Annotated in this window: 23 protein-coding genes; 7 read left to right on the forward strand and 16 right to left on the reverse strand. The window is 43.1% G+C overall.

Annotated elements, in window-relative coordinates:
* Positions 1 to 944 precede the first annotated feature (944 nt).
* The 4 genes from ACHUET_RS13925 to ACHUET_RS13940 all read right to left on the reverse strand — a co-directional run bounded on the left by ACHUET_RS13925 (position 945) and on the right by ACHUET_RS13940 (position 5946).
* The gene (locus tag ACHUET_RS13925; protein ID WP_058025952.1) at positions 945 to 1913 is read right to left on the reverse strand and encodes a DNA-binding protein; all 969 of its coding nucleotides are present in this window, start codon (positions 1911 to 1913) and stop codon (positions 945 to 947) included.
* A gap of 127 nt (positions 1914 to 2040) precedes the next feature.
* Positions 2041 to 2337 (reverse strand): hypothetical protein, encoded by a 297-nt coding sequence (locus ACHUET_RS13930; RefSeq protein ID WP_025643904.1) that lies wholly within the window; start codon positions 2335 to 2337, stop codon positions 2041 to 2043.
* 140 nt (positions 2338 to 2477) lie between these two features.
* Complete coding sequence (locus ACHUET_RS13935) at positions 2478 to 3419, reverse strand: replication initiation protein (RefSeq protein ID WP_058025554.1); 942 nt, start codon at positions 3417 to 3419, stop codon at positions 2478 to 2480.
* Positions 3420 to 3780: 361 nt separating this feature from the next.
* Entirely contained in the window at positions 3781 to 5946 is a 2166-nt protein-coding gene (locus ACHUET_RS13940) for a MobA/MobL family protein (RefSeq protein WP_394213678.1), read from the reverse strand.
* A 287-nt stretch (positions 5947 to 6233) separates the two neighbouring features.
* Here ACHUET_RS13940 and ACHUET_RS13945 point away from each other — a divergent pair, with 287 nt between their 5' ends.
* Both ACHUET_RS13945 and ACHUET_RS13950 read left to right on the forward strand, forming a co-directional pair.
* Positions 6234 to 6749 carry a hypothetical protein gene (locus tag ACHUET_RS13945; RefSeq protein WP_025643898.1) on the forward strand — a complete coding sequence of 172 codons (516 nt, stop codon included), beginning with the start codon at positions 6234 to 6236 and terminating at the stop codon, positions 6747 to 6749.
* 6 nt (positions 6750 to 6755) lie between these two features.
* On the forward strand, positions 6756 to 7340 hold the full coding sequence (locus tag ACHUET_RS13950) for a hypothetical protein (protein WP_394213680.1): 585 nt from the start codon (positions 6756 to 6758) through the stop codon (positions 7338 to 7340).
* Here the strand turns inward: ACHUET_RS13950 and ACHUET_RS13955 are convergent.
* From ACHUET_RS13955 to parA, 7 genes are all read right to left on the reverse strand, one after another.
* Positions 7337 to 8551: an IS256 family transposase gene (locus ACHUET_RS13955; protein WP_394213682.1), complete on the reverse strand. Its 1215-nt coding sequence runs from the start codon at positions 8549 to 8551 to the stop codon at positions 7337 to 7339. The two genes, ACHUET_RS13950 and ACHUET_RS13955, sit on opposite strands and share 4 nt — an antisense overlap.
* A gap of 120 nt (positions 8552 to 8671) precedes the next feature.
* Positions 8672 to 11548 carry a type I restriction endonuclease subunit R gene (locus ACHUET_RS13960; RefSeq protein ID WP_025643893.1) on the reverse strand — a complete coding sequence of 959 codons (2877 nt, stop codon included), beginning with the start codon at positions 11546 to 11548 and terminating at the stop codon, positions 8672 to 8674.
* A gap of 8 nt (positions 11549 to 11556) precedes the next feature.
* Complete coding sequence (locus tag ACHUET_RS13965; protein ID WP_075103738.1) at positions 11557 to 12747, reverse strand: restriction endonuclease subunit S; 1191 nt, start codon at positions 12745 to 12747, stop codon at positions 11557 to 11559.
* Positions 12747 to 13736 carry a Fic family protein gene (rhuM, locus tag ACHUET_RS13970; RefSeq protein WP_025643751.1) on the reverse strand — a complete coding sequence of 330 codons (990 nt, stop codon included), beginning with the start codon at positions 13734 to 13736 and terminating at the stop codon, positions 12747 to 12749. The genes ACHUET_RS13965 and rhuM overlap by 1 nt, the downstream gene beginning before the upstream one ends.
* Positions 13733 to 15316 (reverse strand): type I restriction-modification system subunit M, encoded by a 1584-nt coding sequence (locus tag ACHUET_RS13975; protein WP_394213685.1) that lies wholly within the window; start codon positions 15314 to 15316, stop codon positions 13733 to 13735. Before ACHUET_RS13975 ends, rhuM begins: the two co-directional genes overlap by 4 nt.
* 126 nt (positions 15317 to 15442) lie before the next feature.
* The gene (locus tag ACHUET_RS13980; RefSeq protein ID WP_025643755.1) at positions 15443 to 15646 is read right to left on the reverse strand and encodes a hypothetical protein; all 204 of its coding nucleotides are present in this window, start codon (positions 15644 to 15646) and stop codon (positions 15443 to 15445) included.
* Entirely contained in the window at positions 15643 to 16290 is a 648-nt protein-coding gene (parA, locus tag ACHUET_RS13985; RefSeq protein ID WP_025643757.1) for a ParA family partition ATPase, read from the reverse strand. Before parA ends, ACHUET_RS13980 begins: the two co-directional genes overlap by 4 nt.
* 236 nt (positions 16291 to 16526) lie before the next feature.
* Between parA and ACHUET_RS13990 the strand changes: the two genes are divergently transcribed.
* Both ACHUET_RS13990 and ACHUET_RS13995 read left to right on the forward strand, forming a co-directional pair.
* Positions 16527 to 16739: a helix-turn-helix domain-containing protein gene (locus ACHUET_RS13990; protein ID WP_201530165.1), complete on the forward strand. Its 213-nt coding sequence runs from the start codon at positions 16527 to 16529 to the stop codon at positions 16737 to 16739.
* A 129-nt stretch (positions 16740 to 16868) separates the two neighbouring features.
* A complete protein-coding gene (locus ACHUET_RS13995; RefSeq protein ID WP_394213688.1) occupies positions 16869 to 17144 on the forward strand; it encodes a hypothetical protein in 276 nt (91 codons plus the stop codon).
* A gap of 58 nt (positions 17145 to 17202) precedes the next feature.
* Here the strand turns inward: ACHUET_RS13995 and ACHUET_RS14000 are convergent, their stop codons facing one another.
* Complete coding sequence (locus tag ACHUET_RS14000) at positions 17203 to 18960, reverse strand: hypothetical protein (protein WP_394213690.1); 1758 nt, start codon at positions 18958 to 18960, stop codon at positions 17203 to 17205.
* Between the two features lie 303 nt (positions 18961 to 19263).
* On the opposite strand from ACHUET_RS14000, the gene ACHUET_RS14005 reads away from it, so the two are divergent.
* The 3 genes from ACHUET_RS14005 (at position 19264) to ACHUET_RS14015 (ending at position 21336) form a co-directional block, all read left to right on the forward strand.
* Entirely contained in the window at positions 19264 to 19617 is a 354-nt protein-coding gene (locus ACHUET_RS14005; RefSeq protein WP_394213692.1) for a DUF4258 domain-containing protein, read from the forward strand.
* A 19-nt stretch (positions 19618 to 19636) separates the two neighbouring features.
* Positions 19637 to 20356 (forward strand): lecithin retinol acyltransferase family protein, encoded by a 720-nt coding sequence (locus ACHUET_RS14010; protein WP_394213694.1) that lies wholly within the window; start codon positions 19637 to 19639, stop codon positions 20354 to 20356.
* Between the two features lie 71 nt (positions 20357 to 20427).
* Positions 20428 to 21336, forward strand: a complete 909-nt coding sequence (locus ACHUET_RS14015) for a viperin family antiviral radical SAM protein (protein WP_394213696.1) — start codon at positions 20428 to 20430, stop codon at positions 21334 to 21336.
* Between the two features lie 336 nt (positions 21337 to 21672).
* Here ACHUET_RS14015 and ACHUET_RS14020 read toward each other — a convergent pair whose 3' ends face one another.
* The 4 genes from ACHUET_RS14020 to ACHUET_RS14035 are packed head-to-tail and all read right to left on the reverse strand — an operon-like array spanning position 21673 to position 25343.
* The gene (locus ACHUET_RS14020; protein ID WP_087814831.1) at positions 21673 to 22383 is read right to left on the reverse strand and encodes an ABC transporter ATP-binding protein; all 711 of its coding nucleotides are present in this window, start codon (positions 22381 to 22383) and stop codon (positions 21673 to 21675) included.
* A gap of 4 nt (positions 22384 to 22387) precedes the next feature.
* Positions 22388 to 23590 carry an ABC transporter permease gene (locus ACHUET_RS14025; protein WP_394213699.1) on the reverse strand — a complete coding sequence of 401 codons (1203 nt, stop codon included), beginning with the start codon at positions 23588 to 23590 and terminating at the stop codon, positions 22388 to 22390.
* On the reverse strand, positions 23587 to 24738 hold the full coding sequence (locus ACHUET_RS14030; RefSeq protein WP_394213701.1) for an efflux RND transporter periplasmic adaptor subunit: 1152 nt from the start codon (positions 24736 to 24738) through the stop codon (positions 23587 to 23589). Before ACHUET_RS14030 ends, ACHUET_RS14025 begins: the two co-directional genes overlap by 4 nt.
* Positions 24735 to 25343, reverse strand: a complete 609-nt coding sequence (locus tag ACHUET_RS14035) for a TetR/AcrR family transcriptional regulator (protein ID WP_394213703.1) — start codon at positions 25341 to 25343, stop codon at positions 24735 to 24737. The genes ACHUET_RS14030 and ACHUET_RS14035 overlap by 4 nt, the downstream gene beginning before the upstream one ends.
* Between the last annotated feature and the right edge of the window lie 186 nt (positions 25344 to 25529).

Genomic DNA, 25529 nt, shown 5'->3' on the forward strand with positions numbered 1-25529 from the left:
TAAAGTATTCGATCTGGTGTTCTTTTATGTCAATTATGGCTACGTCTGATGCCAGCATACTTTTTAGAACACCACCACAAAAAAATGCCTCTGGGAGTTGACTCCCAGAGGCATTTAGTTTTAAATATAGCTAACGGTTACAGCGTGTTGACGCACACTGTAACGAACAAATAAGCACCTGAACTGCGTTATTTGAACAGCATTAAATGCCCGTGTAGGTGCATTTTATCCAAAATTTGCTTTCATATCAACTTTATTCACTATACATTTTAAAAACCGCTTGTTCGCTCGTTACATCCTCGTGCTGCTCTCTTTATAACCGTTACCCGTCAAATGGGTGGCAGGCTAAGGCGACGACTGCGTTTGACAGAAGGGTAAAGCTCTCGACAGGGGGTTCTAGACATATTGAGCAACGCAATGAGTGGTTATTTGTGCATATCGTAGCGGTATATTGGGTGTATTGCCCTTGCTAGCGTATGACAGCACAGTAGCGGTTAAGAGCGTGTCTAGGCGGTGCTATCAGCCGTAATCTTAACAACCGTAGCTTGATACAGTGATACGGTCTTGATGACGCGATGGGCGATGAAGTCGGCATGACTAATCACATCAAATCCAAGGAATGCACTAAAGTGTTTGTGAGTATGCTAGAAAATACTCATAGATGCTTTAGGGTGAGTGTTCCTTGAAATCTGCTCAAGGCTCCAAAATCAGCATCGGAACTTACTTAGGCTAATTTAAATAGTATATAGCCCACTAGGCTATATACTATTAGACTTCAGAGAAAAATTTAGAATAGTTCTTATACAACAGTCATTTATTCAGTGAGTCGATATTGTCATAGTTGATTCATAAGCTTAGTGTGAATAGAACGAGATCTACGCTTTAGGTAAAGTCTCTTCCTAGCTCATAACTATTCTTTATCTTGGAACCTTGAATACTTTTATTTAATCAACATCCAAGGCGTTATCTTTGTTTTGAATAAGTATTAGATTATCTTGAGCTTTCTTGAGTTTATTTTGTAACACAGTCACTTGTTCTTGTTCTGATAGGTGACGGCTCGATAGCTCGCCATATTGCTTATTCAATATACTATGTTCAGCTTCAAGTTTAGCCTGTATTTGAGTCAGCTGCTCATAAAGTCCTGATAGCTTATCACGTTCAAAGGTTACCGCCTTTAGCTCTCCTTTGATCTCTGCGGTAGCAGTTTGTATCTCATTGCGTTCAGCTGTGACCGTCTTTAGCTCTGACTTAGTGGCTTTAAGCTCCGCCTTTAAACGTGCAATCTCTGCTTTATCGCTATCAGCTGTAGCTTTAAGCGTGGCTACCTCACCAAGACTACTAGTAAGCTCTACAGATTGCTTATCTAATGCGCTACGTGTCTCTACAAGCTGTGATTGTGCTGTTTCTGCTTTAGTTCGTTCAAGCTCTAATTGATGCTTAGTATCTGATAGCGTCTGTTTGGTAGCATCATGGTCAGCTGTGGCTTGCTGAGCCGCTTTAGTTGCTGTCTCCGCAGTAGTGGCCACTTCGTCCAGCTGCTGTAGTAGATCTGCTTGTTCACCCTCTAAGGTTTTAACTGCTTCTTGCGCTTCGTCCGTCTCTGCTTGTGCCTTAACCTTAACCACCTCTAGAGCTTCACGCTCCTTAGACAGCCTATCGTTCGCCATATCAATAGCTGTCTGCCACATATCAGCGCCAAGCGTGTGCAAGCGTTCAGTGATACCGCTAGGTAAATCCACTTGTTGCAGCTCTTGCTCTTCCTGCTGTTCTCGCTTCCAACTCTGCATCGCATCACTAATGGTAGTGAATGAGCCACCGCCTAGCGCCTTACGCACCTCTGCCAGTGTCGGCTTTATCCCTTGCTCCTGTAATCGGTCAGCTGCTGCATGAATATCTTGTGTGGTGAGTGCCATGATTTTGTATTCCTTGATAGTGCATTGTAGTATGTTGTATATAGTATAATACAATATACAACATACTACAATGCAAGGTGTAAAAAAACCCCAAGTCGTCTTGAGGTTATAACTTGTTGGCTAAGACTTAATGATCAGTTAGGTATTCTTCTAGGGCATCATTGATCATGTCCTGATAGTTACCGCCTGTCTGCTTGGCTCTGTCCTTAAACTTAGCAAGAATGCTTGGGCTGATAACACTGGCTTCTGTAGTAAGCGTTTGTGGTTTGATACTGCCACGGATCGCGCCTGACCAGTCGGTGATTTCTGGAATGTCCGATAGATCAATGTCGTCATCGCTAAGCGTTGCTAAGTACTCTAAGTCCGCTTGCTGCTTAGCCGTTAATGGCGGCAACTTATCTATGTGATAACTAACCTTGTTCATATTGTCTCCTTTCAATCTTTGTGGCACGCCTGGCAGAGATAATGCGTATAACCTCAGGCCATAGATTTCAAACACTGCAAAAGCATTGGCCTTTGACTCTTAAGTAAGCCATATATCATAATTGGTAGTAAACATAGTAATTACTTACCTTGACTGACTTTTGGTAAGTAGCTCTCAAGCGCTTTGTTTGGCTTGTTAAAGCTTTCAGGCTCCCGCTGTATGATGTTAATCATTTCACGCTTAAAACTATCAGTACTCATTTTACCGTCATAGCTTAAACCTGGGTGATCGTTATAGTCGTTCATAAACTGCACATTATCAACAATTGATTTGATCTTATCTTCTGACAATTTACCGTCTTTACCAGCAATTTTATCTAATAACTTTTTGTGAAATTTGAGCTTTAAGCCTTTATAGCCCTTCCCTCTTGCTTTTTTTTGATACTCTACACTGACTTTATAATTCGTATTTTCATTTATATCGTTGATAGCTGTTTCAATAACATATCTTCGCAACTCACTAAATTGCTTATACTTATCTTTAACACACATTACGTGTTTAAACTCTTCTATCGTAAACTCTTTGCTGTACTGGTATTGATTAACCCACATTACCACCAATTCATACATTTTTATTGAATGAATACTCGATAACTCACCTATTTCTAATAGCTTGTATTTAGTGAAATTAGCTTTAAGTTGCGTCAAATATGGCAGTATTTTATTTGCGAATGATAATACGACTTCTCCGTTATCCGGATCATAAACAATACTACTAACAAGCCTTGTTTGAAGCGTTTTATTCTCGGGCAAGCTCATAACAATATCGACGTCATATAAACGTTTGCTTGCGTTCTCTATGTCACGATAAACATTCTGTTCGTTCTTAGACTTCTTACCAAAAAACAATGATTTAATATCATCAACTGTTACTTTATATTCTGTGTCTTGCGTGACATTTGGTGCATCAGGCCTACTGTCAATTTGACTGATACAAGCAAGCATGAGCTCTTTATCCGTCTTTTGCATTGTGTACGTTGCTAGGATTAAATCATTTGACTGAACAACTAAGTTATTTTCCATTTCAACTCTGCGCCCATAGTTACATTTAACAAGATCTTATCATAAAATAGAGTTATAAAAAGAGTGTTTTTTATTTATCTCTGTTTTCTGCTCATTTACTCTGTTTTCTGCTCATTTACTCTGTTTTCTGCTCATTTACTCTGTTTTCTGCTCATTTACTCTTTTTCTTTCTTGTAAGGTATTGATTTTAACAGGGAAAAATAGCTCTCAAACAGGAATAAACAGGAGTAAACAGGATCAAATAAAAACCCTCAAAGAAACGGGTGATAAATTTTTTTGTGGATAAGTGAAAAATCATCACTTAAACCACGCAGCTTGCCTAAGCAATTTAACCCTGTGTAATGTTTTTTTAAGGATTAGATTAAGGGCTAAATCCTCGACTGGGTGCATTAGTTCTACTCACTTGATGCTGATAGGACTCTAAACCGTCCTGTAGTGCTCTGTGTTGGCTTTCAGAAAGCTTTCCGTCGTATTGCTCGGTAAACGTCTCTAAAGCGGCTTTAAGAGTCTCTGAGTAAGCTTTACGCTGGGTAGTTGGTAATGAGCTCATATCACGAAACGCAAATTTAAACTGCTGACACGTTTTATCTAAGGTATCTGCAAGATGTTCTTTAGCACATTTCCTCGCCTCAGCTGGGTGATTATCATTATCAATATAATCAGTTAACCATTCTGTATAGTTGAATGAGGAGACAACGTCTCGAGTCAGTCTACCAACGTCTCCTGCGCTACCGCCTAGCTTATTGATGATACTAGTTTTAAATGTCGCACGCTTTTGATCAATATCGTCCCTAAAGTCCTCAAAATGCTTAATAAGCGCCAGATACCGCTCTCGTTCAGCTTTAGGATCACGCAAAAGCTTGATAATGGATTTGTTATTTTCAACTAGCGTGTAATCAAAACGTTTGCCCACTTGCTGTAAGTGATCTCTAAACCCTAGCGCTTTATCTTTATCTTCAATACCAAGGCGCTTTGCAAACTCGCTAAGTATCGCAACTTGACGCTTATCAAATTTATCAGGGGCATCCTCTATCGTTTCTCCTTGTGCCCAGCTGATTGCCATTGAATTGTGATGGCGTTGAATTAAACGCATGGCTAAGTGCAGCTTCATACGTTCAGCATACTCAAAGATTCTCTCATCTTTGTGACGGTTTGCTCGAGTGTCTCGATCAACTTGTCTTTGCTGTCGATCAAGTCGAGCAGCTCTTGCTCGTCGTGCTGCGTCATCGAAGGGGTTGGGGGCTGGTCTTGCACTTCGCTCAGTTGCTTTGTTAATTTCAATATTTGACTTTCCGATAGCTTCAGTGATTCCCTCAATTGCTTGTTTTGTGTCGTCAATTCTTTGTGTGAGCTTGTTATTTGCTTGTGCTGTGCCATTAATTCTTTGTTTTGTGTCATCACATCGCTTTGGTAGGTTTTCGCATCGTTTAGCTGCCCAAGCAATGCCTGATTTTGCCTCTTCAACGCATCGTTTTGTGTCGTCAACTCGAATTGCCGTTCTATTATTTTGTTCTGTGCAGTACGTAATGTGAGGTTCTGAGCTTCCAGAGAGGTGTTTTGCAAAATCAGCTCGCTGTTTTGTGCCTCCAATGCTGCCAGGTAGTCTTGCATTTTTCTCAGTTGCCCAAGCAAGTCCTTTTCTAAGTGCGCTAATTCGTCGCTCATTGTCTGCTTCCTGTTTGATATGGTTGTCAGCCACCAAGTTATTACGTGCTTTGATGGCGCGGTTGGTATTACCTTTTTCGGTTGTGATGCCTCGGCGCTCCATTGCTGTCGCCTCTACCCCCATTTTAATGGTGGGCTGCTGATCAAGCCCCTGATCCTTGTAACTGCGCGCATCCATCAGCGGTAGATGATATTCGGCCAATACCTTATTGGCGGTATCTACCCACATCTCCCGAACACGCTTAATCTCCTGCATCGATGACGGCAGATCATGCGCCTTACGTTTTTTGTTGGACCACTCAAACGGGGTCTTAAGCTTTGGATCAAATGCCAAGGTTTTATTTGGTCCAATGGTAGGCGCTCGAGTAGTGACTAAAATATGCGCGTGAAAATTACGGGGATCAGGGTTTTCCTCACCCTCACGCAAATACTTAGAACTTGGCGGTACATTAGGATCGAATGGCAACTTCATCACCGGACGATGGATACACACATCCGCAATCACATCCATATCGTCACAAAGCTTTTGGGCAAAGTTTATGGCCAGTGAATGGCGCTCTTCCTCAGACAACTCATGAGGCAAATTAATCAGCCACTCACGCGCCACCCGACTGTCCGAACGGGTCTCTGCCGCTTCAGCGGTATTCCAAAGCGTCTCCCGATCCACACTCACACCCAGCGCCTTTAATGAAAATGGTAAAACAATATCGCTACTCATCACCCCAGACTTTTTACTATAGTCATGGGTCTTGCCATATTTGGCATCATCAAGCACATCGCCAGCACGATAGGCCGCCGACGCCACAGCCGACTGCCCTGCTTTTCGAGAAATTGCCTTTGTTGCAATGTGTACCATCGTCATAAAGAGTCACCTGCTATTTTTGCTTTTTGCACACCACCGCTTTTTGTGGTGTGCGGGGTTTGGGGTTTCCCCAACGAAGAAGGATTCAAAATTAAGATAGTAACGAAGTGGATAGATTAAATTTTGAGTCGTTACTTCGCCCTTAGTCAGGGAGACGCCACCATCAAATACTAAAATAATATATCTGAGGTGTCTGATGCGGTTGTGTTAAAGCTTACCACAAGCGATTGAATGATAGTGAGGTGCTTGCTATGCTGAGTAAAATTTAATCGATAAGGGTAAATCTGATGTCAGTATCTAATAATAAAGCACCTATGTCTATTTTTGATAGTCAAGACTCTAATGAGCTAAAAGAGCGTCAACGGTTAGAAGAGTTAAAACGCCAAGCTAAGGTTCAGCAGGTGAAGCTGGATAAACGATTAAACAAGCAGAAGATTCTAATGGGGGCATTTTTGGGTCAAGTATTGGCAACTGAAGGTGAAACTGAGCAAATGATTCGAGATTACTTCGCCATTCACTTTCCAGATTTTTTAACAAGGAAATCAGATAAGTTTTTATTCAAAAGTATGATCGAGAGTTTAGGTGGTGATATAGGATTGGGTGAGGAAGAGGATCCATTTTTAGCCAACGTAAAAGAAAATAATAAAGAAGCTACTGATCAAAATACAGGCGTTGAAGGCAGAAATACTGATAGCAATAACCAAACGCAATCTGACTCTCTGGCTAATTATAGAGAACAGGATTCGCTACTAGATGACAATAGTCATGCTACTGGTGGAAGTAATCCAAACTATCATGGGTAATAGGTTATGTTTATTGAAAGCCACAAAGCTGCGCTATCAAGCTTTGATGCAAATATAGAGCCGTATATGGTCGATGGTGTAGTGGCAGATAGTGAAGGCGCTTTATCTGTGATGCTGCCACTTGCAAGAAATACGATAGCCATTAAATTTGCAGAAGATGATCATAGCGTTGCGGAAATGGTAGCTCGTGCATTTACTTTGTTTGAAAACTTCTGCACAAGCGATCAAGCATACGCTTTTTACAATGAGATGATGGAAAATCCAAAATTATATGATCGTGTGATGCAGTTCGTTACTCTGATGCTAATAGCTGATAAGCCATTAGGAACCCTTGCCATAAGTAAGGCAGTGGATAAAAAACATGCAAAGCTTTTGAGTGATGTTCGGCTGATTGGTGGAATTTTTGGGTTTTATGATAAAGAGACTAAGGTTTATACAGATGATATCACTTGCATAACTCATCTCAATGGAACAACTAAAGAGCTGACTCTGCCCCCTGAGAAGGTTTTGATGCTGATGAGCTATTACATAAATGGCCAACGTGTATTGACCATGAGAGACCATCCCAGATTCTGTGTAACTGCCCTTTAGATTAAATGCTTACTGATACGGTCATCAAACATAATCATAAAGCGATTTAAAGCAGACGTCCAGTTACGGATTGGCATCGACCACTTTTTGGATGCCTGCTGAGTTGCTAGATAGACTACCTTGAAAGCTGCGTGATCAGATGGGAACACCTTACGCTTATTCACCGCTGTCCGAATCACACTGTTTAGCGACTCTATCGCATTGGTGGTATAGATGGCTTTTCTGATGTCTTTAGGGTAATTAAAGAACACCGTTAAGCCCTCCCAGTTATTGCGCCAAGACTTGATGACATGCGGATATTCCTTGCCCCATACCTCATCAAAGTGCTCAAGATTGGCCTCTGCTATTTCAAGCGTATCAGCGCCGTAGATGGCCTTTAAATCAGCCGATACTTTCTTTTTATCCGTCCACGGTACGAACTTCATCGAATAGCGAACCATATGCACGATACACAGCTGAACCTGAGCGTTGGGGTAAACCGTGTTGATAGCATCAGGGAAGCCCTTTAAGCCGTCGACACAGGCAATGAGGATATCTTGCACCCCGCGGTTTTGTAATTCAGTGAGAACGCCTAGCCAGAACTTAGCGCCTTCATTCTCTGACAGCCACATACCAAGCAGCTCTTTTTTACCATCAAGAGCAACACCTAGCGCTAAGTAAATGGCTTTGTTGATGATCTGCTTGTCTTGACGTATCTTCACGACGATGCAGTCTAGACAGACGATAGGATAAACACTGCTCAGCGGCCGGTTCTGCCAAGCGGTGATGTCCTCTAAGATGTTGTCAGTGACTCTTGAGACAAGAGAGCTTGATATATCAACGTCGTAGAGCTCTTTAATGCTCTCTACGATCTCAGTGGTGGTTTGACCCTTGGCGTAAAGGAATATGATCTTGTCATCAAGGCCTGAGATACGGGTTTGATGCTTACGCACTAGTGCAGGTTCAAAAGCGCCATCACGGTCTCTTGGGGTGGAGATCTCAAGATCACCTGTGCCACTTCGGACGGTCTTTTTAGTGTGCCCATTACGCTTATTAGGTTTATCCGCCTTTTCATGTTTGGGGTAGCCGAGGTGGTCTTCCATCTCGGCTTCAAGTGCGGTGTCGATAAACGACTGCATGAGCTGCTTCTGAAAGTCTTTGATGTCATCAAAGCTTTTCATGCTACCAGCCATTTGCTCAGCCAGCTTTTTAATGTCAGATTGAGTAGTCATTGCTTATTCTCCTGTTAGTGGATTATAAGCAGTTACACAGAGTTTGGGAAAGGCTCGACCATGATGCCCTGGTGATGGGTTTAGGTTAAAGTGCAGTTGCACAGGATCATGGATAGTCTTTTACATATCAGCATAAAACTTCTGGATAAAGTCACGAGTCTTGCTCATGAGTCGCTCGTGAAGGGGTTTGCGCTCAAATAGCTTAACTTTATAGTTAGGTAGCGCTTTCACTTCGTTACGGTCAGGTAGCCGCTTGCTAGTCTTATACTTTCTGAGGATCTCTTGCATGACATCGGCTTTCAGATTGTTATCTTTACATAGCTCTTGGTACGCAGCCTCCTTCTCTACGTCCCAAAAGTGTGCAAAAGCCTCCTCTACTGTCTGACCATCTGGCATTTTAGGCATCTGCTCCTTGATGAACTTTTGGATAAGCTCTTGCTTGTCGCGGAAGGTCGGCTCATTCATGATTAAATCGTTCACCTGGGCTTGGTACTGGGCTGCCTTCTCTTCGTTGCCATCGTCTTGCTGCTTATTGGCTTGCTTGAGTAGCTCTAGTATGTAGCCGACATTGATACGATCGCTATGTAGCATTTCAATCTGAAAGTTGATGTCATCGAGTATTGAGGTTTTATCCTGGCTATTCTTGTTCTGGGTGCGAATGTTGCGGTATAGGTCTATATATTTACTGGCAAAATTGGCGAAGTCTTCTTTATTCAGATCTGTATCAGCCTGGTCGTAGTCTACGAAGGTACCTAACTGCTCGTTATAGCGCATCACTTCACGAAAGGCTTTGATAAATGCTAACTGCTCATCTTCAGTCTCTAGTGTATCAACGGCCTTATAATCAGCGCAGATGTCTAAAAGGGTCTTAGCGGCTTGATCGTAGTGCTTTCGTAGCTCATGCATTTCAGGAATGACGGCGATATCTTTCGCTTGCTTGTTGGCAAACAGGGCTAGAGCGTCGTCGGTGTTTTGCTTTAGGTTACGAAAGCAGACGATATTACCAAAGGGCTTTTTATCGTTATAGATACGGTTGGTGCGTGAGAAGGCTTGTACCAGACCATGGTACTTTAGGTTCTTATCCACGTATAGCGTATTTAAGGTTTTGGCGTCGAATCCTGTCAGAAACATGTTCACGACGATCAGAATATCGATCTTGCGCTGTTTTACTTTGGTGGCGATATCACGATAGTAAGGATAGTAGTTCTTGCCTGAATCAAAGTTTGTAGCGAATGTATGATTGTATTGGCCAATGTAGCGATCTAACTTGTCGCGGCTGCTCTCATCAATTTGGGCAGGGGTTTCAAAGCTGGACTCTGCAATGAGCCCATTGTCTTCGAAACTGGCATCGGTCGCTTCGTTGGCCGCATAAGAAAATATCGTAGCAATGGTGAGTGGCTTGAATGTAGGGTCATCGGCTTGCTTTTGCGCTTGAATACGCTCAAAAGCGTCGTAGTACTGCGTGAGTATATCAACGGAGCTGACGCAAAATATGGCGTTAAACTCGCGGCGTTTGGTCTTGGTGTCATGCTTTTCGATGATATAGCGAGCGATATCATCAATGCGTTTAGGGTCGTTATAGACCTCTTGAGTGTCAATGGCGGTGACTTTTTCATCGGCAGCACTGTCGTTTTTGGTGAATTTACCCACATAGTCAATCTGAAAGGGCAGCACGTTTCTGTCACGAATGGCATCCACGATGGTGTAGCGGTGCAAGCACTCATCAAATAGGTAGGCGGTAGTGAGCTTAAGCCCAGCTTTGTTGTGAGCGTTGTCAATCAATATGGGTGTGCCTGTAAAACCGAACATCTGCGATTGTTGAAAAAAGCGTTTGATGTTTCGGTGCGTTTCACCAAATTGGCTGCGGTGACATTCATCAAAGATAAAGACGACTTTTTTGTCTTGTAAGTAGCGGATTTTTTCTTGATGGCGCTCTGATTTGATAGCGCGGTTGAGCTTTTGAATGGTGGTGACGATCAGCTTGTCGTGGGTCTCGCCGAGCTGCTTGACTAAGTTTTTGGTGTTGGTGGTACTGTCTACGCTGCCGTCTTTAAAGGCGTTGAACTCATTGGCGGTTTGGGTGTCCAAATCATTTCTATCGACAACAAACACCACCTTTTCGACATCGGGTAGCCCCATGATGATTTGACTGGCTTTAAATGAGGTCAGCGTTTTGCCTGATCCTGTGGTATGCCAAATATAACCGTTTTTGTCTGAGGCGGTGGCGCGCTCAATTAAGCGCTTGGTGGCATGGACTTGATAGGGTCTGAGCACCATCATGGTCTTGGAGTACTCATAGAGCACGACAAACTGAGCGATCATCTCGGTTAAATGCGTAGGGGTTAAAAACACCTCAGCAAAATCAACGATTTCATTGATCGGTTTGTTGTCGCTGTCCGCCCAGGGAAAGGTAAAATTAAAGTGCTGAGTGCCTTTGGCATAGTAGCGCGTGTTTGCGCCATTACTGATGACGAACAGCTGAACGAACTCAAATAAGCCATGTCCTGCCTTGTAGGCGGCTTTTGAGTAACGCATGGTCTGATGGAATGCCTCGGCAATCTCGATGCCGCCACGGCGCTTAAGCTCGATTTGCACTAGGGGCAAGCCGTTAACCAAGATGGTGACGTCAAAGCGACTGGTGCGCCCGTTTTGGCTGCTGTGGTCAACCATAATCTGATTGCTCAGCTGCCAAATGTTGTCATCAGCGTTTGGCCAAAAAAACTGAATATGGCGTGAGCTGCCATCATCGAATTTGACGTTGAACTTATCGCGCAGCTTTTTGGCACGCTCAAAGGCGCTGCCACTGCCAAGATGACTGATAACTTGCTTCCACTCATCATCAGATAATGGCTGATCCAGCTGATTGGCGCGGACGATTTGCGTCTTTAGGTTGGCAAGGAGTGCCGCCTCGGTGGTAATGGTAACGCGCTCATAACCCAAATCCTGCATTTGCGTCATTAGGCTGTCTTCGAGTTGGTACTCACTTTGCTCAGTCATGTTATACCTTATACAAACATCTGCTGTAATAAGCCTTTTTTCCACGTTTTGGCGTGGTCGATTTGCTCGGCAACGTTATCAATTTTTTGGTCAATAGCGGTTAGGAAGTTGGCAATTTTAGTTTGTTCTTCGCAGCAAGGATATGACATAACAGCGCTTGCTACGGTTTTCCAATCAGCGCGTGGCATCTTTGAACCAGACTGAATACTCGTAAGCTCTGAAAAACCTTCGCTTTGTATATATTGATATAGGTAATTATTAGATATCTCTATACCTGTAAGAACCCAAATCTCAGTAGAGCAGACACCCTTAAAGTCAGGCTGGGCAAATTTATTTAAATATGGACGTAATTTTCCATACAAAACATTAGATCTTTCAAATACGTTTTTCGTGCTTTTTTGATTTTTACTGTCAGTAGTGCCTAGTATTGTCCCTGTACCTTGCGATAAGTGTTCAAGTTCAATGCAAGGTAGATTATTTTCTACTTTAGGATTAAAGCTTTCTGATTTGTTCGTGAAAACGTTGCCAATCAAACTTTCTTCCCAATCCTCAAAATCACTACCATCGTCGGCTTTAAAGCGCAGTTTTTGGCTAAAAAGCTGCTGCATCATGCCTTTTTTGTACTCGGTAAGCAGTTCATGCTTTTGGGTCAGCTCGTCGATCTTAGTATCGACAGCGGATAGAAATGTGGCGATTTTGGTTTGTTCTTCTTTAGCAGGATAATAGATTTCTAAATTCTGTAGTTCAGAAGTATCTAGCTTACCTGCCCCAATACCTGTTGATGTAACTTTATTTTGGATAATGTTTTCTTGAGATAGCAACCATTGAAAAAAATAATATTCGTTCAAATCTTCTTTAGTAATAATAGATTTAACATCTTGATTGAAGGCTACGTCTTTTAAAGCCATCCCCATCGGTATTTTTTTAAACAGCATGCTCCCACGAACTAGAATAAGTATTGAGTTTTTTGGGGCTAACTTTGACCCTTTTTTGAGTCCTAAATCAGTAATATTAAATTCTGATTCGCATATTTTCCTTGTATGCATAGACGCGCCACTAATAAGTGGTATATCACCCATCCAGTAATCTTTGTTTTTTTTTGAGGGAGTACCACCAGAAGCCCATAGAGTTAAATTAATCAGGTTGTTTTTTTCTAAATACCCATCAAACTCTTTAAACCGCAATTTTGGCGTTGCCATCACATTACATCCTTATCTTGTATCACCAGTAGATTCATCACCAGACGGATGAGCACTTCTTTTTGAGTGGGGTCTGATTCAGCGATCAGCAGTGTGAGCGCTGCAAGCCCCGTATCATTGATGATGGCAGTACCCTCATCATTGAATAAGCGGTTGTTACGATATAAAAAATCAACGAACAAAAATGCTGCACTGCGCTTGTTACCATCAGCAAAAGGATGGTTTTTGACGACAAAATATAACAGATGCGCCGCCTTGGATTCGATACTGGGGTAAACTTCCTCACCAAACGCCGTTTGTTGAATATTACCCAATATGGCAGCCAATCCATCACCGCGAGGCTTAGCAAATAGGTCTGTGGCCTCTTTTTTATCCATCAGGTTTGATTTGAGCTGATTCAGTGCCTGCATGGCACTTGGTGCGTCTAAAACCTCGCCGCCTGGTTGCCCCACAGGCTCATGCAACAAACCCTCATCGTAGCGCTGCAACCATAAAAAAGTTTGGGTGTAGCGGCTGATGATCTCGACCAACCCCAGCGCGCTGTCTTTGCTATGCTGCTCAGATTGAGCCGTTTTTTTGATTAAGGCGATGGCTTGCTCAAGCTCAGCGGTGTTTTGCTGCAAACGCTGTTGATTGATGCTAAAGCCTTGGATGAGATGCTCTTTTAAGATGCGCGTCGCCCATTTGCGAAACATCACGCCTTGCTTGGATTTGATGCGATAACCCACGCTGATAATGACGTCCAAATCATATAAGGTTACGGGTTTGTCAGAAAAAGCAATTTGCACTTTTTGCAAATTGCTTTTTGGATCCACCTCTTCATCACCAATCGCGTTATTGATATGGCGTGAAATCACTGAAACATCACGGCCAAACAGATCACTCATTTGGGCTTGGCTTAGCCATACCGTGTCTTGCTCAACATTCACTTCAAGGCTGACTTGGTTGTCTACTTGATATAGCTGGATTTGACTGTCTACGGTGCTCATGACCCTACCTTAAAGGGCGAATCAATGCCCAGCTCTTCACAAAAGCCATTAATGACAGCGTCCGTTTCTTGGCTCTTTTTTTCTAAATCTTGCAGCGCTTTGGCAACGGCTGCGAGATCCACTTCAGGCTCAGCCTCAAACGTGTCTACATAGCGCGGAATGTTGAGATTATAGTCATTATCATGAATGTCCTTTAAAGAGGCGACATGGGCAAATTTATCGACGTTTTCACGGGCTTGATAGGTCTTGATGATGGTATCGATATGCTCAGGTAGTAGCATATTTTGATTTTTTTGTTTATCAAAGCAGTCACTGGCATCGATAAAGAAGACGTCTTTATCATGCTTACGGTTCTTTTTGAAGACTAAAACAGAGGTCGGAATACTGGTGCCATAGAAGATATTGGCAGGCAGTCCAATAACTGCGTCTAAGGCATTGAGGTTTTTGATGATGTATTTACGAATATCGCCCTCGCTGGAACCGCGAAACAGGACGCCATGCGGCAATACCACTGCCATTGTGCCATTATCATCTAAGTGATGTAGCATATGCTGGACAAAGGCCATGTCGGCTTTGGTCTTGGGCGCAAGTTTGCCATAGTCTGAGAAGCGCTCATCTTGAAGCAGCAAGGGATCAGCTGACCACTTCGCAGAGAAAGGCGGATTGGCCACAATGGCATCAAAGCGCATTCCGACGTGCTGCGGACGCTTGAGCGTGTCTTCTTGCTTGATATCAAACTTGGTAAAGTTCACGTCATGCAAAATCATGTTCATGCGTGCTAGGTTATAGGTGGTGCGGTTCATCTCTTGACCGTAGATTCTATCTACGTCATTCGCCTCACGCTTGACGCGCAGCAGCAAAGAACCCGAGCCACACGTTGGGTCATAGACTGAGCTTATGGTGTCCTTGCCGCTGGTGACGATTTTGGCAAGTAACGTGGATACCATCTGCGGCGTGTAAAACTCTCCCGCTTTTTTGCCTGCGCCACTGGCAAACTCACCAATCAGATATTCATAAGCATCACCTAGCACATCGCTTTCGGTGTTGCTGAGATCAAAATCAATGGCATCTAGGTGGCTTAGCACTTTGATGATCAGCTCATTGCGGTCATCAGGGCTGTTGCCAAGCTTGGTTGAGGTAAGATCTATGTCTTCAAATAGGTTAGCAAAATCTTCTTCTGAGTCTGTGCCTAATGTGCCCTGCTCGATGGCCTTTAGCGTATCAGCCAAATCATCAAGGATGAATGCCTGGTCTTGTTTGCCGCGTTTGGCCAGTTGATGAAACAGCTGATTGGGTGCAAGCGCGTAGCCAATCTCATCAATGGCGTTTTCTTTGACTTCCTCGATATATTCAAGATGCTCAGGATTACTGGTGTCAAAATTTGCAAAGTTATCGAAGCCTTCGCCTTCTTCAGCCAAGATATTATTGGCAAAGCGGATGAATTTATCAGATAAGTATTTATAAAAAATAAACCCTAATATGTAGTCCCGAAACTCATCTGCACCCATTTTACCGCGTAGGTCGTTGGCAATATTCCAAAGCTGCTTTTTTAGCTGTTGAAGCTGTTGTGATTGACTCATGATTATCCTAAATTAACATCGTTAGGTGTATAGGTGTATAGGTGTATAGGTGTATAGGTGTATAGGTGTATAGGTGTATATATATACCTACAATAAATTATTAAAAATCAACGCTATGGATGGACATTAACGCTCATTCAGCCGTGACTCAATCATCTCAGTGAGTAGCTTAGTGACGGTTGTGCGATTATCAAGGACGTATTGTTTAAGCTCAAAGTAGGTATCTTCATCAAGATTGAAATTGACTCGTGTGCTCTTTTTAGGCTTATCAGTGACGTCAGACAACTCAAGCGCGTCTTTTTTATCTTTACTTGGGCGGCCAGCTTTCATAACTCTACTTCCTTATCAAAAAACGTTTTAACCTCGTTGACCAGTTGCGTGATCTCAGTCACGGCACTGCTCTTAGCAGATTCTGTCTCAAATACCGTTTTGCCAACTGAAGCGCTATTTGGATAGCTGACCCGCTGCACGATTCTGGCATCAAGAACGGGCAGATTATAATCTTGTAGCACTGCGGCAACTTCTTTGCCGATGTTAGTGTTTTGGATCGCGCGAGAGACCACAAAGGCGGCTTTGAGCTTACCATCGGTCATCTCGATGCGCTGCTGCACCAAATCAACCAAATCACTGGTCGCCCATACATCATAGGGGCTTGGCTGTACGGGTATCAACACAAAGTCAGCGGCTTTTATGGCAGATAGTGCCAAATTGGTCGCTTGCGGTGAGCCATCAATTACGACGAACTCTTTATCAGAAACATTTTTTAAATCCTTATCAAGCGTTGGCCTATCAAGGCCGATAACAGGAACAGGATTGTCTTCATTAACAGCTCTCCAATCGCGAGCACTGCCTTGCTGATCACTATCAACGAGTAGCACACTATGACCCTGAAGTTGTAGCCCACGTGCCAAATGCGTGGCTATCGTGGTCTTGCCGCTGCCGCCTTTTTGGTTCAGTACTGCGATTACTTTCATGGTAAAGGCCTTATGATGATTATATATTTATACACTCAAATGAGTAAGTACTCATATAAGTATATTATCGCAAAGGGCTAGTAAGCACAACTGAAAGTATTGAGCTTATTAGTATTGGACAGGTCTTGCTATTAAACCGATATGACACGTAGTAAAATGCACTGCTTAATAGCGCTATGCGTGTTTAGCGAATAATTTGTATGCTAATAGCACTATATTTGAAATAGGAGAGGGTAATGGTTAAGTGTCATTTATCAACGATAATGGGTGAAAAGCGCCTTAAAATTGCAGATGTTGCAAGAGAAACTTCTATCAACAGAGGCACAATCACGCGTATGTATCATGAAGAAGCCACTCGAGTAGATTTAGAAGTGATTGAAAAGCTATGCCGCTATTTTAAAATTGAGGTAGGCGATCTATATGAACTTACTGACGATTCAGACATATAATCTCTAAACACATAAAATAACCTACAGTAGGTTATTTTATCTTGCAATGAGTCAAAATGCGTGTATAATTTTACCTGTAGCAGAACATTTAGTTAATTAAGAAATCTAATTAACCTACAGGAGGTTATTATGTATACGTCAGCGCAGCAACCAACAACGTCATCTTGGTTTGATCACAAAGTGAAGGTTTTAACCAAGCAACTTATTGAAAACTTACAAATACAGCAAGGCTCACAGCTGGCCAAAATATTGGACGTGAATCCGATTTTCTATAATGATGAGGCGCTTCATGTATGGGTGCAGCGTCAGATAGATGAGGGGTTAATCGTTGATGATGAGGCGATTGGTGTGCTTGAGGCGGCGTTTATTGGTTTGATGAGAAGTTATGAGCAAGTAGAGCTATGAGTTGATAAGCCCAGCTATCAATTCATAGCTGGGCTTATGAAAGAGACAGCTGAATATATTAATCATTTATTTCTGGTGATTTAGGTTCAGCATCAATACTGCTATCAGCACTATCAGTTAGCGTTATTGATGGCTTTCGTATCCATAGAGGTAGAGGAAATGCCGAGTTGTAAGGATATGGTACTGGGTTCTCAGTACTAGATTGACTTGAAATACTATAGATTAGCTCACGAAGTTCTATGTTTGCTTTTCTTTTAAAGAAGAAGGGTACGGTCTTAAAGCGATACATCATCTTCTCTTGCTCTGTCTCACCAAAACTAGCATCTAGACTGCCTGTTAAATTATCATCTTCGTCTTTATTCTCACTAAAAACAGTCCATAACGACATTATTGGATTATTTAGCCGATATAAATTATTGATACCAAGAGTGTCTTTATCTTGAACTCTTTGAATTAGGTTGTTGAGATTGTCTTGGCTTTTATCATTATTTAAGTATAAATTTAACGAGTTGATACATGTAATCAGTAAATTACGCTCCTTAACTGGGCTCGCTTTTTTCGCAGCTGGCTTTTCCTGTACACTCTCATAAGCGTTTTTAAGTTCTTGCGCATCTCGAAATACATGGTTCAAACTTGGTATCCCCCTTTCTAAATCAAAATAGATGATAGAAACAATGGCTTTGGGGATCTGATCAATCCGTCTAAACATCTCAGTTGAATACCTATCATACCAAGCACTAATATCAGCTAATGCATTTTCATTATTGAAGCGCTCTTCAGCTCGATGTGGACGGCCAGAAAATTTCGGGGACTTAAGCTTAGCCTTTACAGCGAGTTTAATACTATCAAAAAGGTCATCTAGCTGATTAATTTTGTTTAAATTGCCTACTAGCCCAGACTGTATATCAATAACCGTGCGGTCTGAACCAATATTTATCTTAAATGAGTTATCAAAGGTTATCTGTTTTTGCCCCAGTTTATTTTTTGTCTTACCATAAGAAGGGTTCGAGATTTTATCAAAAACCTCTGTAGCCCACCGTCCAAGCTCAATAGCTATATCACTCCTTACTTCGCTTAAAATACTGTCTTTATTGTGTGGAGTATATTCGTCTACAATTTTTGCAAGGCTACCTTCCTTATCAAGCTTAAGCATATGCTGATATTGCTCTTCTGATATGCTTTGTAGCCTAATTCCTTTAGGGTTGACATGGTCAGCATGAGATTTAATCTTGTAATATATTGATCTTTCAATATCAGACGCCTCATGGTTATTCTTTTTCAGAAGCATCTTGAAAATATCCAAAGGGTGCTGAAGGCACATATACATATCGTAGTAAGGGTATGATCTTGATACGTCTTGACCACGAGCACATTCAATGGGTGCAAACGCTACACCATTTTCTTGCATACCTCTCAATATGGCACTGCTCTCATTAGACTCTAATGTCTGCAGATAGGCAATGATGTCATTACTCCCTATGTCTTTCTCTAACTTTTTTAGAATGTTCTTGCGAATATTATCAAGTATTTCATCATCTGCATTTTCTTGACGTTTAAAAACTGTCATTAAAAAATTCATCCTTCCTCGCACAGCTAGAGCATTCTGCTCGTCTTCTATCAGGTATCTAACATAACGCATCACTAAGAAAACCTGCTCAAAAACCATCTTATAAGTATTTTGTGCGTCTCTAACTATGTCTTCTATGTCCTTGGGTCTGATTTTTAAGTACTCAAGATTGCTTTTTATAGTGCTGTCAGATGGTTTTGCCGATTGACGGTTAAAGCTGGTAGCAGTGAACAGTTGATTTGAATGCATAAAGAATCCTAATGGTTAATATTTTGTAAACTAAGATAAGTTGTCACATAGACTGCTTAAAAATATAGTTTATCTTGAAATCAGAAAAAAAAGTAAATTTTCCATTAATATCATAAAAAATTACGTATATTGGTAACCAAAATAATAATTATATATTATAATTTACTAATTTAAATTATTAGGTTGGCTTATTACATGATTATTTACTAAGTAACAATGTCATTATACAATAGAAAAATTTTTTATCTAGTGTACTATGTACTCATCTAGAACGTAGAATTTAATGTTAATACGGAGATCGCTATGCTAAAGCCAACCTACCATTTTGAAAAACGCATCGCCCAAAGAGGTATTAGCCGCGCCATGGTTAAGTGGACTATAGATAACGGGGAAATAAAGGGGGATAAATTCATTACCACAAGAAAAATTATTCGAAGCATCATCAGCAAGATGAACGCTCGTATCACTAAACTAGATCGCCTTAAGACTAAGTTTAAGCACTTTAATGTCGCTAGGCTTATTGATAAGGCGCGTAACAGATTATTGGTGCAGAAAAAGATAGCTTTGAAAATTTTAGCAAAGGGCGGGGTAGTGGTGGTGGTGGATAACGCTGCCCTAATCACAGCTTATGATGTAGACAGTTACAAAAAATACTAATCAAACTTAAGGAATTATCGTGAAAAAACTAACAGCTGGTTCACATATCAAGACATATCGCTTGGGTTACTCTCATCACGGAATTTATTGTGGAGATGGTAGGGTGGTCCATTATAGTGGCTTTGCACAAGCCTTTAAAAAAGGCGCACTGGAAGTCACTACGCTTGAGAGGTTTCTAGGTGGCGAGATAGACTATTATATAGTCCAACATCCTTCTCATAAATTAAAGTACTCGAGCAGTGAGATTGTAGAGAGGGCTCTTAGCCGTGTAGGCGAAGATAGCTATAATCTTGCATTTAACAACTGTGAGCATTTTGCAACTTGGTGTGTCACAGGAAGAGGTGAAAGTAAGCAAGTACGATCAGCTCTAACATACACAACAACAGCCGCTGCGGCGGGTTATCACGCAACAAGAACAGCATCTACTGCTGCACAAGTGACTGGATTGGTCGCGAGTTCGGCAAAAGCCTTATCAGGAACTACCACATCAGGTATTGCTGTAGGTAGATTGGCCGGTTGTGCTACGGGTGCTATAGGTGGTGCTGCATTGGGTACTTCTGGTGCTGTGGGAACCACTGCTTTAGTAGGCGCAACAGGAGCAGTGTCTGGGACGACTGCATTAGGCTTCATGGCAACTGGAGCTGCGACAGCCGCAGCTGCACCGATTGCTCTACCAGCACTAGCAGTAGTAGGTGCTGGAGCGGTAATAGGTGGTATTTTAGGCGGTTTTTTTGATTAAATGATATAGCAACTATAAAGCCGCTAAGTAGCTGAATATGCTTAGCGGTCTTAACATAATAGGTAATAGCCATGGATTATAAAGAAAAATATAAAACAGAATTGGTAGTGAACTGGCATATCACGGAAGCTTGCAATTATCATTGTCATTACTGCTTTGCTAAGTGGGATAAACAAAAAAATGAGTTACTCAATGATAATGAGTCTGTCAGTAAGCTCATGGATGAAATACAAGGGTTACCGTCGATTCTAAACGATAAATATATGACCGAATTTAAGAGCGTGCGACTAAACCTTGTTGGTGGCGAAACGTTCCTCAATACAAGAAAAGTTATAAGAATCATTCATCACGCTCGACAAAGAGGCTTTGTACTTTCAGCAATAACAAATGGTAGTCGGTTGAATAGTGAGCTAATAGAGCTTATCGCAGATAGCTTTAGCAGCATTGGTTTTAGTGTTGACTCATTGGATAGTGATACTAATACAAAAATTGGTAGGATAGAAAAAAGTAAAGTCATGGATACTCATAAGGTATTATTAGATATTAAGGCTATAAAGAAGATCAATCCAAGAATTGATATAAAAATAAATACAGTAGTTAGCAGTTTAAATAAATCAGAAGACTTGTCTCGGTTCATTGAGCAAGTCGCTCCTGATAAATGGAAGGTTTTCAAAGTATTACCAGTTTTAACTCACGACAATAATATTTCTCAAGATGACTTTGCTAGGTTTTTAGAGCGTCATCAAAGCTTTAGTGACGTTATATCTTCTGAAAATAATGATGAGATGACAGACTCTTATTTGATGATTGACCCTATAGGGCGCTTCTTTCAAAATTCAAATGTTGGAGAAGGTTACCTTTATAGCAAACCAATTCCACAAATAGGTATCCGTGCCGCAATTAATGAGATTAATTTTGATGTTAATAGATTCCACGGGCGCTATAAAAACAAACGTATCGATATGCGAGAAATTTCATAGCGCATATTTTACTGTACGCCTATAGCGAACCAGTCAAGTGCTTTCACTGGTTCGGTTCCCTAGTGAGGACTTGAACCCTAAGCTGTGGGCTAATGGTATCAACGTTTTAACTCGCTGAAATAGTTACGGTGTACTTCATGGTGTACTTATCATATATATTCTGTTCGTGATCGGTGCACTATAAAGACATCGAAAAGTCCACCTATTAGGTGCGATGGGTTATTGAAAATAAGGGCCGGCAACACAACTAGTCAGACTGGCAACCACTAGGCAAGTTGCCTTGTGGGGCCATGTTTGTGGTAGGTCATAAGACCTTTCTATCATTCAATATTTCCCTCATTCGAACGCTCTGCCTTCGCCAACTTCTTCATGGGTTACGCCGTCTCGGATGTGGTAGATACGCTTAAAAGTAGGAATAATTTTTTCGTCATGAGTGACAACGATGATGGCAGTTTCGAATTTCTGAGCCATGTCGTTAAGGATGCGAATCACTGCCATGGCACGCACGCTATCGAGAGCGGCGGTCGGTTCATCCGTCAGAATCACCGGTGGCTGATTGACCAATCCACGAGCAATAGCAACCCGTTGCTGCTCGCCACCGGAAAGTTGCGAAGGCATGGCTTGAGCTCGGTGTTGCACATCAAGTGCCGTGAGCAACGCCAATGCCTTCGCCCGTGACTTTGCATTCGAGATGCCTGCTAGCATTGGCAGCAGAGCTACATTGTCAGTGACATCCAGAAACGGAATCAAATATGGTGATTGGAAGACAAAACCAATTTTGTCGCGGCGCAAGGCACGCAAATCACGAACTTTCCAACCATCGTCGTAGATTACCTCATCGCCCAGCGTCATGCGACCGGCGCTCGGATCAATCACCGCGCCTAGGCATTTTAGCAGTGTGCTCTTGCCTGATCCGGAAGGACCGATCAAGCCAACAACCTCACCTGGTGCAACCTGCATATTCACGTCCTTCAACGCGTAGACAGCCGTGTCACCTTTGCCAAAGCGTTTGCTTAGGCCTTCGATGTGTATTCCTTTTTTAGTCATTGAGTTATCCTATCGCTTCGGCCGGATCGACCTTGAGTGCCATACGAATGGCGATAATGCTTGCAAGTATGCAAATCATGAGCACGGCAAGAAAACCGATCACCGAATCCATTGGCGTAAGCAGCACATACTTGGGAAACACAGGTGCGGCGAAAGTGGCCGTAATCTTGCCAACCACGAAGCCAATCACACCTAGTGCAAGCGCCTGTTGCATGATCATCGCCGCGATAGTTCGGTTACGGGTGCCAATGAGCTTCAATACCGCGATTTCGCGGATTTTGTCCATGGTCAGCGAATAGATGATGAAAGCAACGATAGCCGCGCTAACAATGGCTAAAATTACTAGAAACATGCCGATCTGCTTGGCTGAGGTAGCGATTAACTTGCCGACGAGGATGTCTTCCATCTGTGCCCGCGTGTAGACTGTCAAACGCTTCCAGCGCTGGATGGATTCGGCCACTTCATTCTGCGCATAGCCGGGTTTCAGTGTGACCAGTACGGCATTGACGGACAAGTTGGTATTCTGTGAAGCAATCACAGCATCTAACAAACCTGGCACACCGGGACGATTAAAAGCGGGATTGGCTTCAGTGCGCTGTCGGCTTTGCCAAATGGCGTCGTTGTTTTTGAGAAACTGGGCTTCTTGGGCATCCTTGAGCGGAACAAACACCATTGGGTCACCACTAGACGATACCATGCGCCGTGTTAGCCCCACAACAGTGTAATGATTGCGACGAATAGCTAGAGAATCTCCCAATTTAAAGCCGGTAGCGATATCGGCCACCGCCTCGTAGTGACTGCGCGTGATTTGGCGGCCAGCAACGAGATAAGGAGGCCATCCAGGTGTGGCTCCCAACTCACCAGGCGCAATACCAACTACCATGGCACGTACATCACTTTCGCCTTTATGTACTTGTGTGGTTAGGTAGGTCACGTTCGCTGCTTCGGCGACGCCCGGCATGGCAAGGATGGTGCGATAGACGTCATCGTTGATGCTAGACGACTCCGCGTAGGGACCCAGTGTATCCTTCTGCACCACCCAAAGATCAGCGCCACTATTATCGAGTAAGGCTTTGCCATCGTCCACCATACCCCGGTAAACTCCGGCCATAACGAGAGTGACGCCGATCAGCAGACCCAGACCAATACCGGTAAAGATGAACTTTCCCCAAGCATGAAGAATATCGCGACCAGCTAAGCTGATCATGGTGACACTCCTGAAATGCGATCGACTATATGGATACGACTGCCCACTTTCAATGCCTTTTCGCTATAGGTTACGACTTGATCACCTTTGTTAAGCCCTTCGAGCACCTGCACATAGCCATTGAGATCGGATGCACCGAGCTTGATCGGGGAAAAATGCAGATCACCATCCACTATTTGCCAGACACCGACCTTGTCCCCCTCACGCTGAACGGCAGCGTTGGAGATCAAAGGAACGGTCGGGAGCGCCGGTAAGTCAACGGTGACTTCTGCCAGTTCGCCTATTGATGGCAAAGAGTCTGGTTGATTATCGAAGGTCACCTTGGCGAGCATCTCCTCGGTTACCGCGTCGGCTTTGAGCTCCACACGCAGCACGCTACCTTTCAAGGTTTGGCCGCTACGCGAACGCAGGATGATACGAGTCGGTAAGCCTGCAGCTAGCCCCGATGCATTGATTTGGTCAAAACGCACATTGATCCATAAACTTTTGGGGTCTATTACCTCTACCACCGCTTGCCCTGCGACGACCGTGGTGCCGGGATCAGCATCACGCACGGCAACGACCCCATCGACCGGCGCGATTAAGCGTAGATTACTTCTCTGCGCAATGAATCCTTCTCGGTCGGAGTGTGCTCGAGCAAGGTCTGCCTGAGCGACGGATAGTTCAGCATTAGCGACCTGTAGTTCCTGTTTTTTCGTGGCGACGCTCTCCTCACTGACCGCTTGCACTGACAATAATTGCTCATAGCGTTTCGCCTGTATTTGCGCATAGACTTGCCTAGCTTTCGACTCTTGTAATACGGCTTCCGCACGCTTGAGTACTGATTCTTGGGAACGAACCCGATCATCGAGATCAACCGGCTCCATCCCACCAAGTACCTGTCCAGCTTTGACCTGATCGCCCACATGCACATCCAAGCTTTTGACGCGACCTGCAAATATTGGTCCGATTTTGTAGGTATAACGTGATTCTACCGTGCCGATACCGAACAGCGCTGGGGTGATAGATCCCGACTCCACACTTGCCACCGTCACAGCGACGGGGGCGAGTGGGCCTGATCGTAGGCCGACATAGATAAAAAGGGCCAGCAATGGAATGATGATGGCAAGCAGCGCTAAAGTGCGTCCTTGTATGGGTAACTTCTTCATTGAATACCCCTTATGCCGCGCATATAAATCGCAAAAACCCGTGGCGCATCGTGCTGCATGCGTCCCACGTCACCTACCAGCATCGATTGCATAACCAAACCTTGAATGGTGCCAATGAACAGCATTGCCGCTGCCTCGTTATCAAGGGATGACGGCAACTCGCCGCTGGTCTTACCTTTATTAATGAGTAAATGCAAGCGTTCGCCGTAGCGCTGAATCAAAGTTTGCACCATACACTTGGCTGGTGTCGATTCGGCACGCTGAAGCTCTCCAAAAATCATTCTCGGTACACCTGGATGCTCGACCACGAAATCAATATGACTCATGAACATTGCTTCCATAGCTATCAAGGGTGACTCGATTCCTTGTGTGGATGTATCAATTTTAGCCAGTAGACGCTCTGCCACCCACTCCATGACCGCCTGCCAAATTGCTTCCTTATTCGGAAAATGCCGAAACAGTGCACCTTGGGTCAAGTTCATGTGTTTAGCGATTGCTGCAGTAGTAATCTTACTTGGGTTTTGCGTACCGGCGAGCTCCACGACGGACTTGATAGTAACGGTACGACGTTCATCAGCCGGTAGATTTTTTGAGTGGAAACTCATGAGTACTCCTAATAAGATAGTAATTGATTACTATCTTATCGAAAAGTGTCATTAAAGCAAGAAATAAGTCAAAATTCAACACGCTGGTCAACATCAGGCATCAGCGATGGGTTCGACGTCTTTATTTCCTATTTCTTGAGAAGGCTTTTAATAATCTCTTAGAGCCATACAAAGCTGCGATGGGTT

Origin of the sequence: Psychrobacter piscatorii (assembly GCF_043641605.1) — a bacterium.
GTDB lineage: Bacteria > Pseudomonadota > Gammaproteobacteria > Pseudomonadales > Moraxellaceae > Psychrobacter > Psychrobacter piscatorii_C.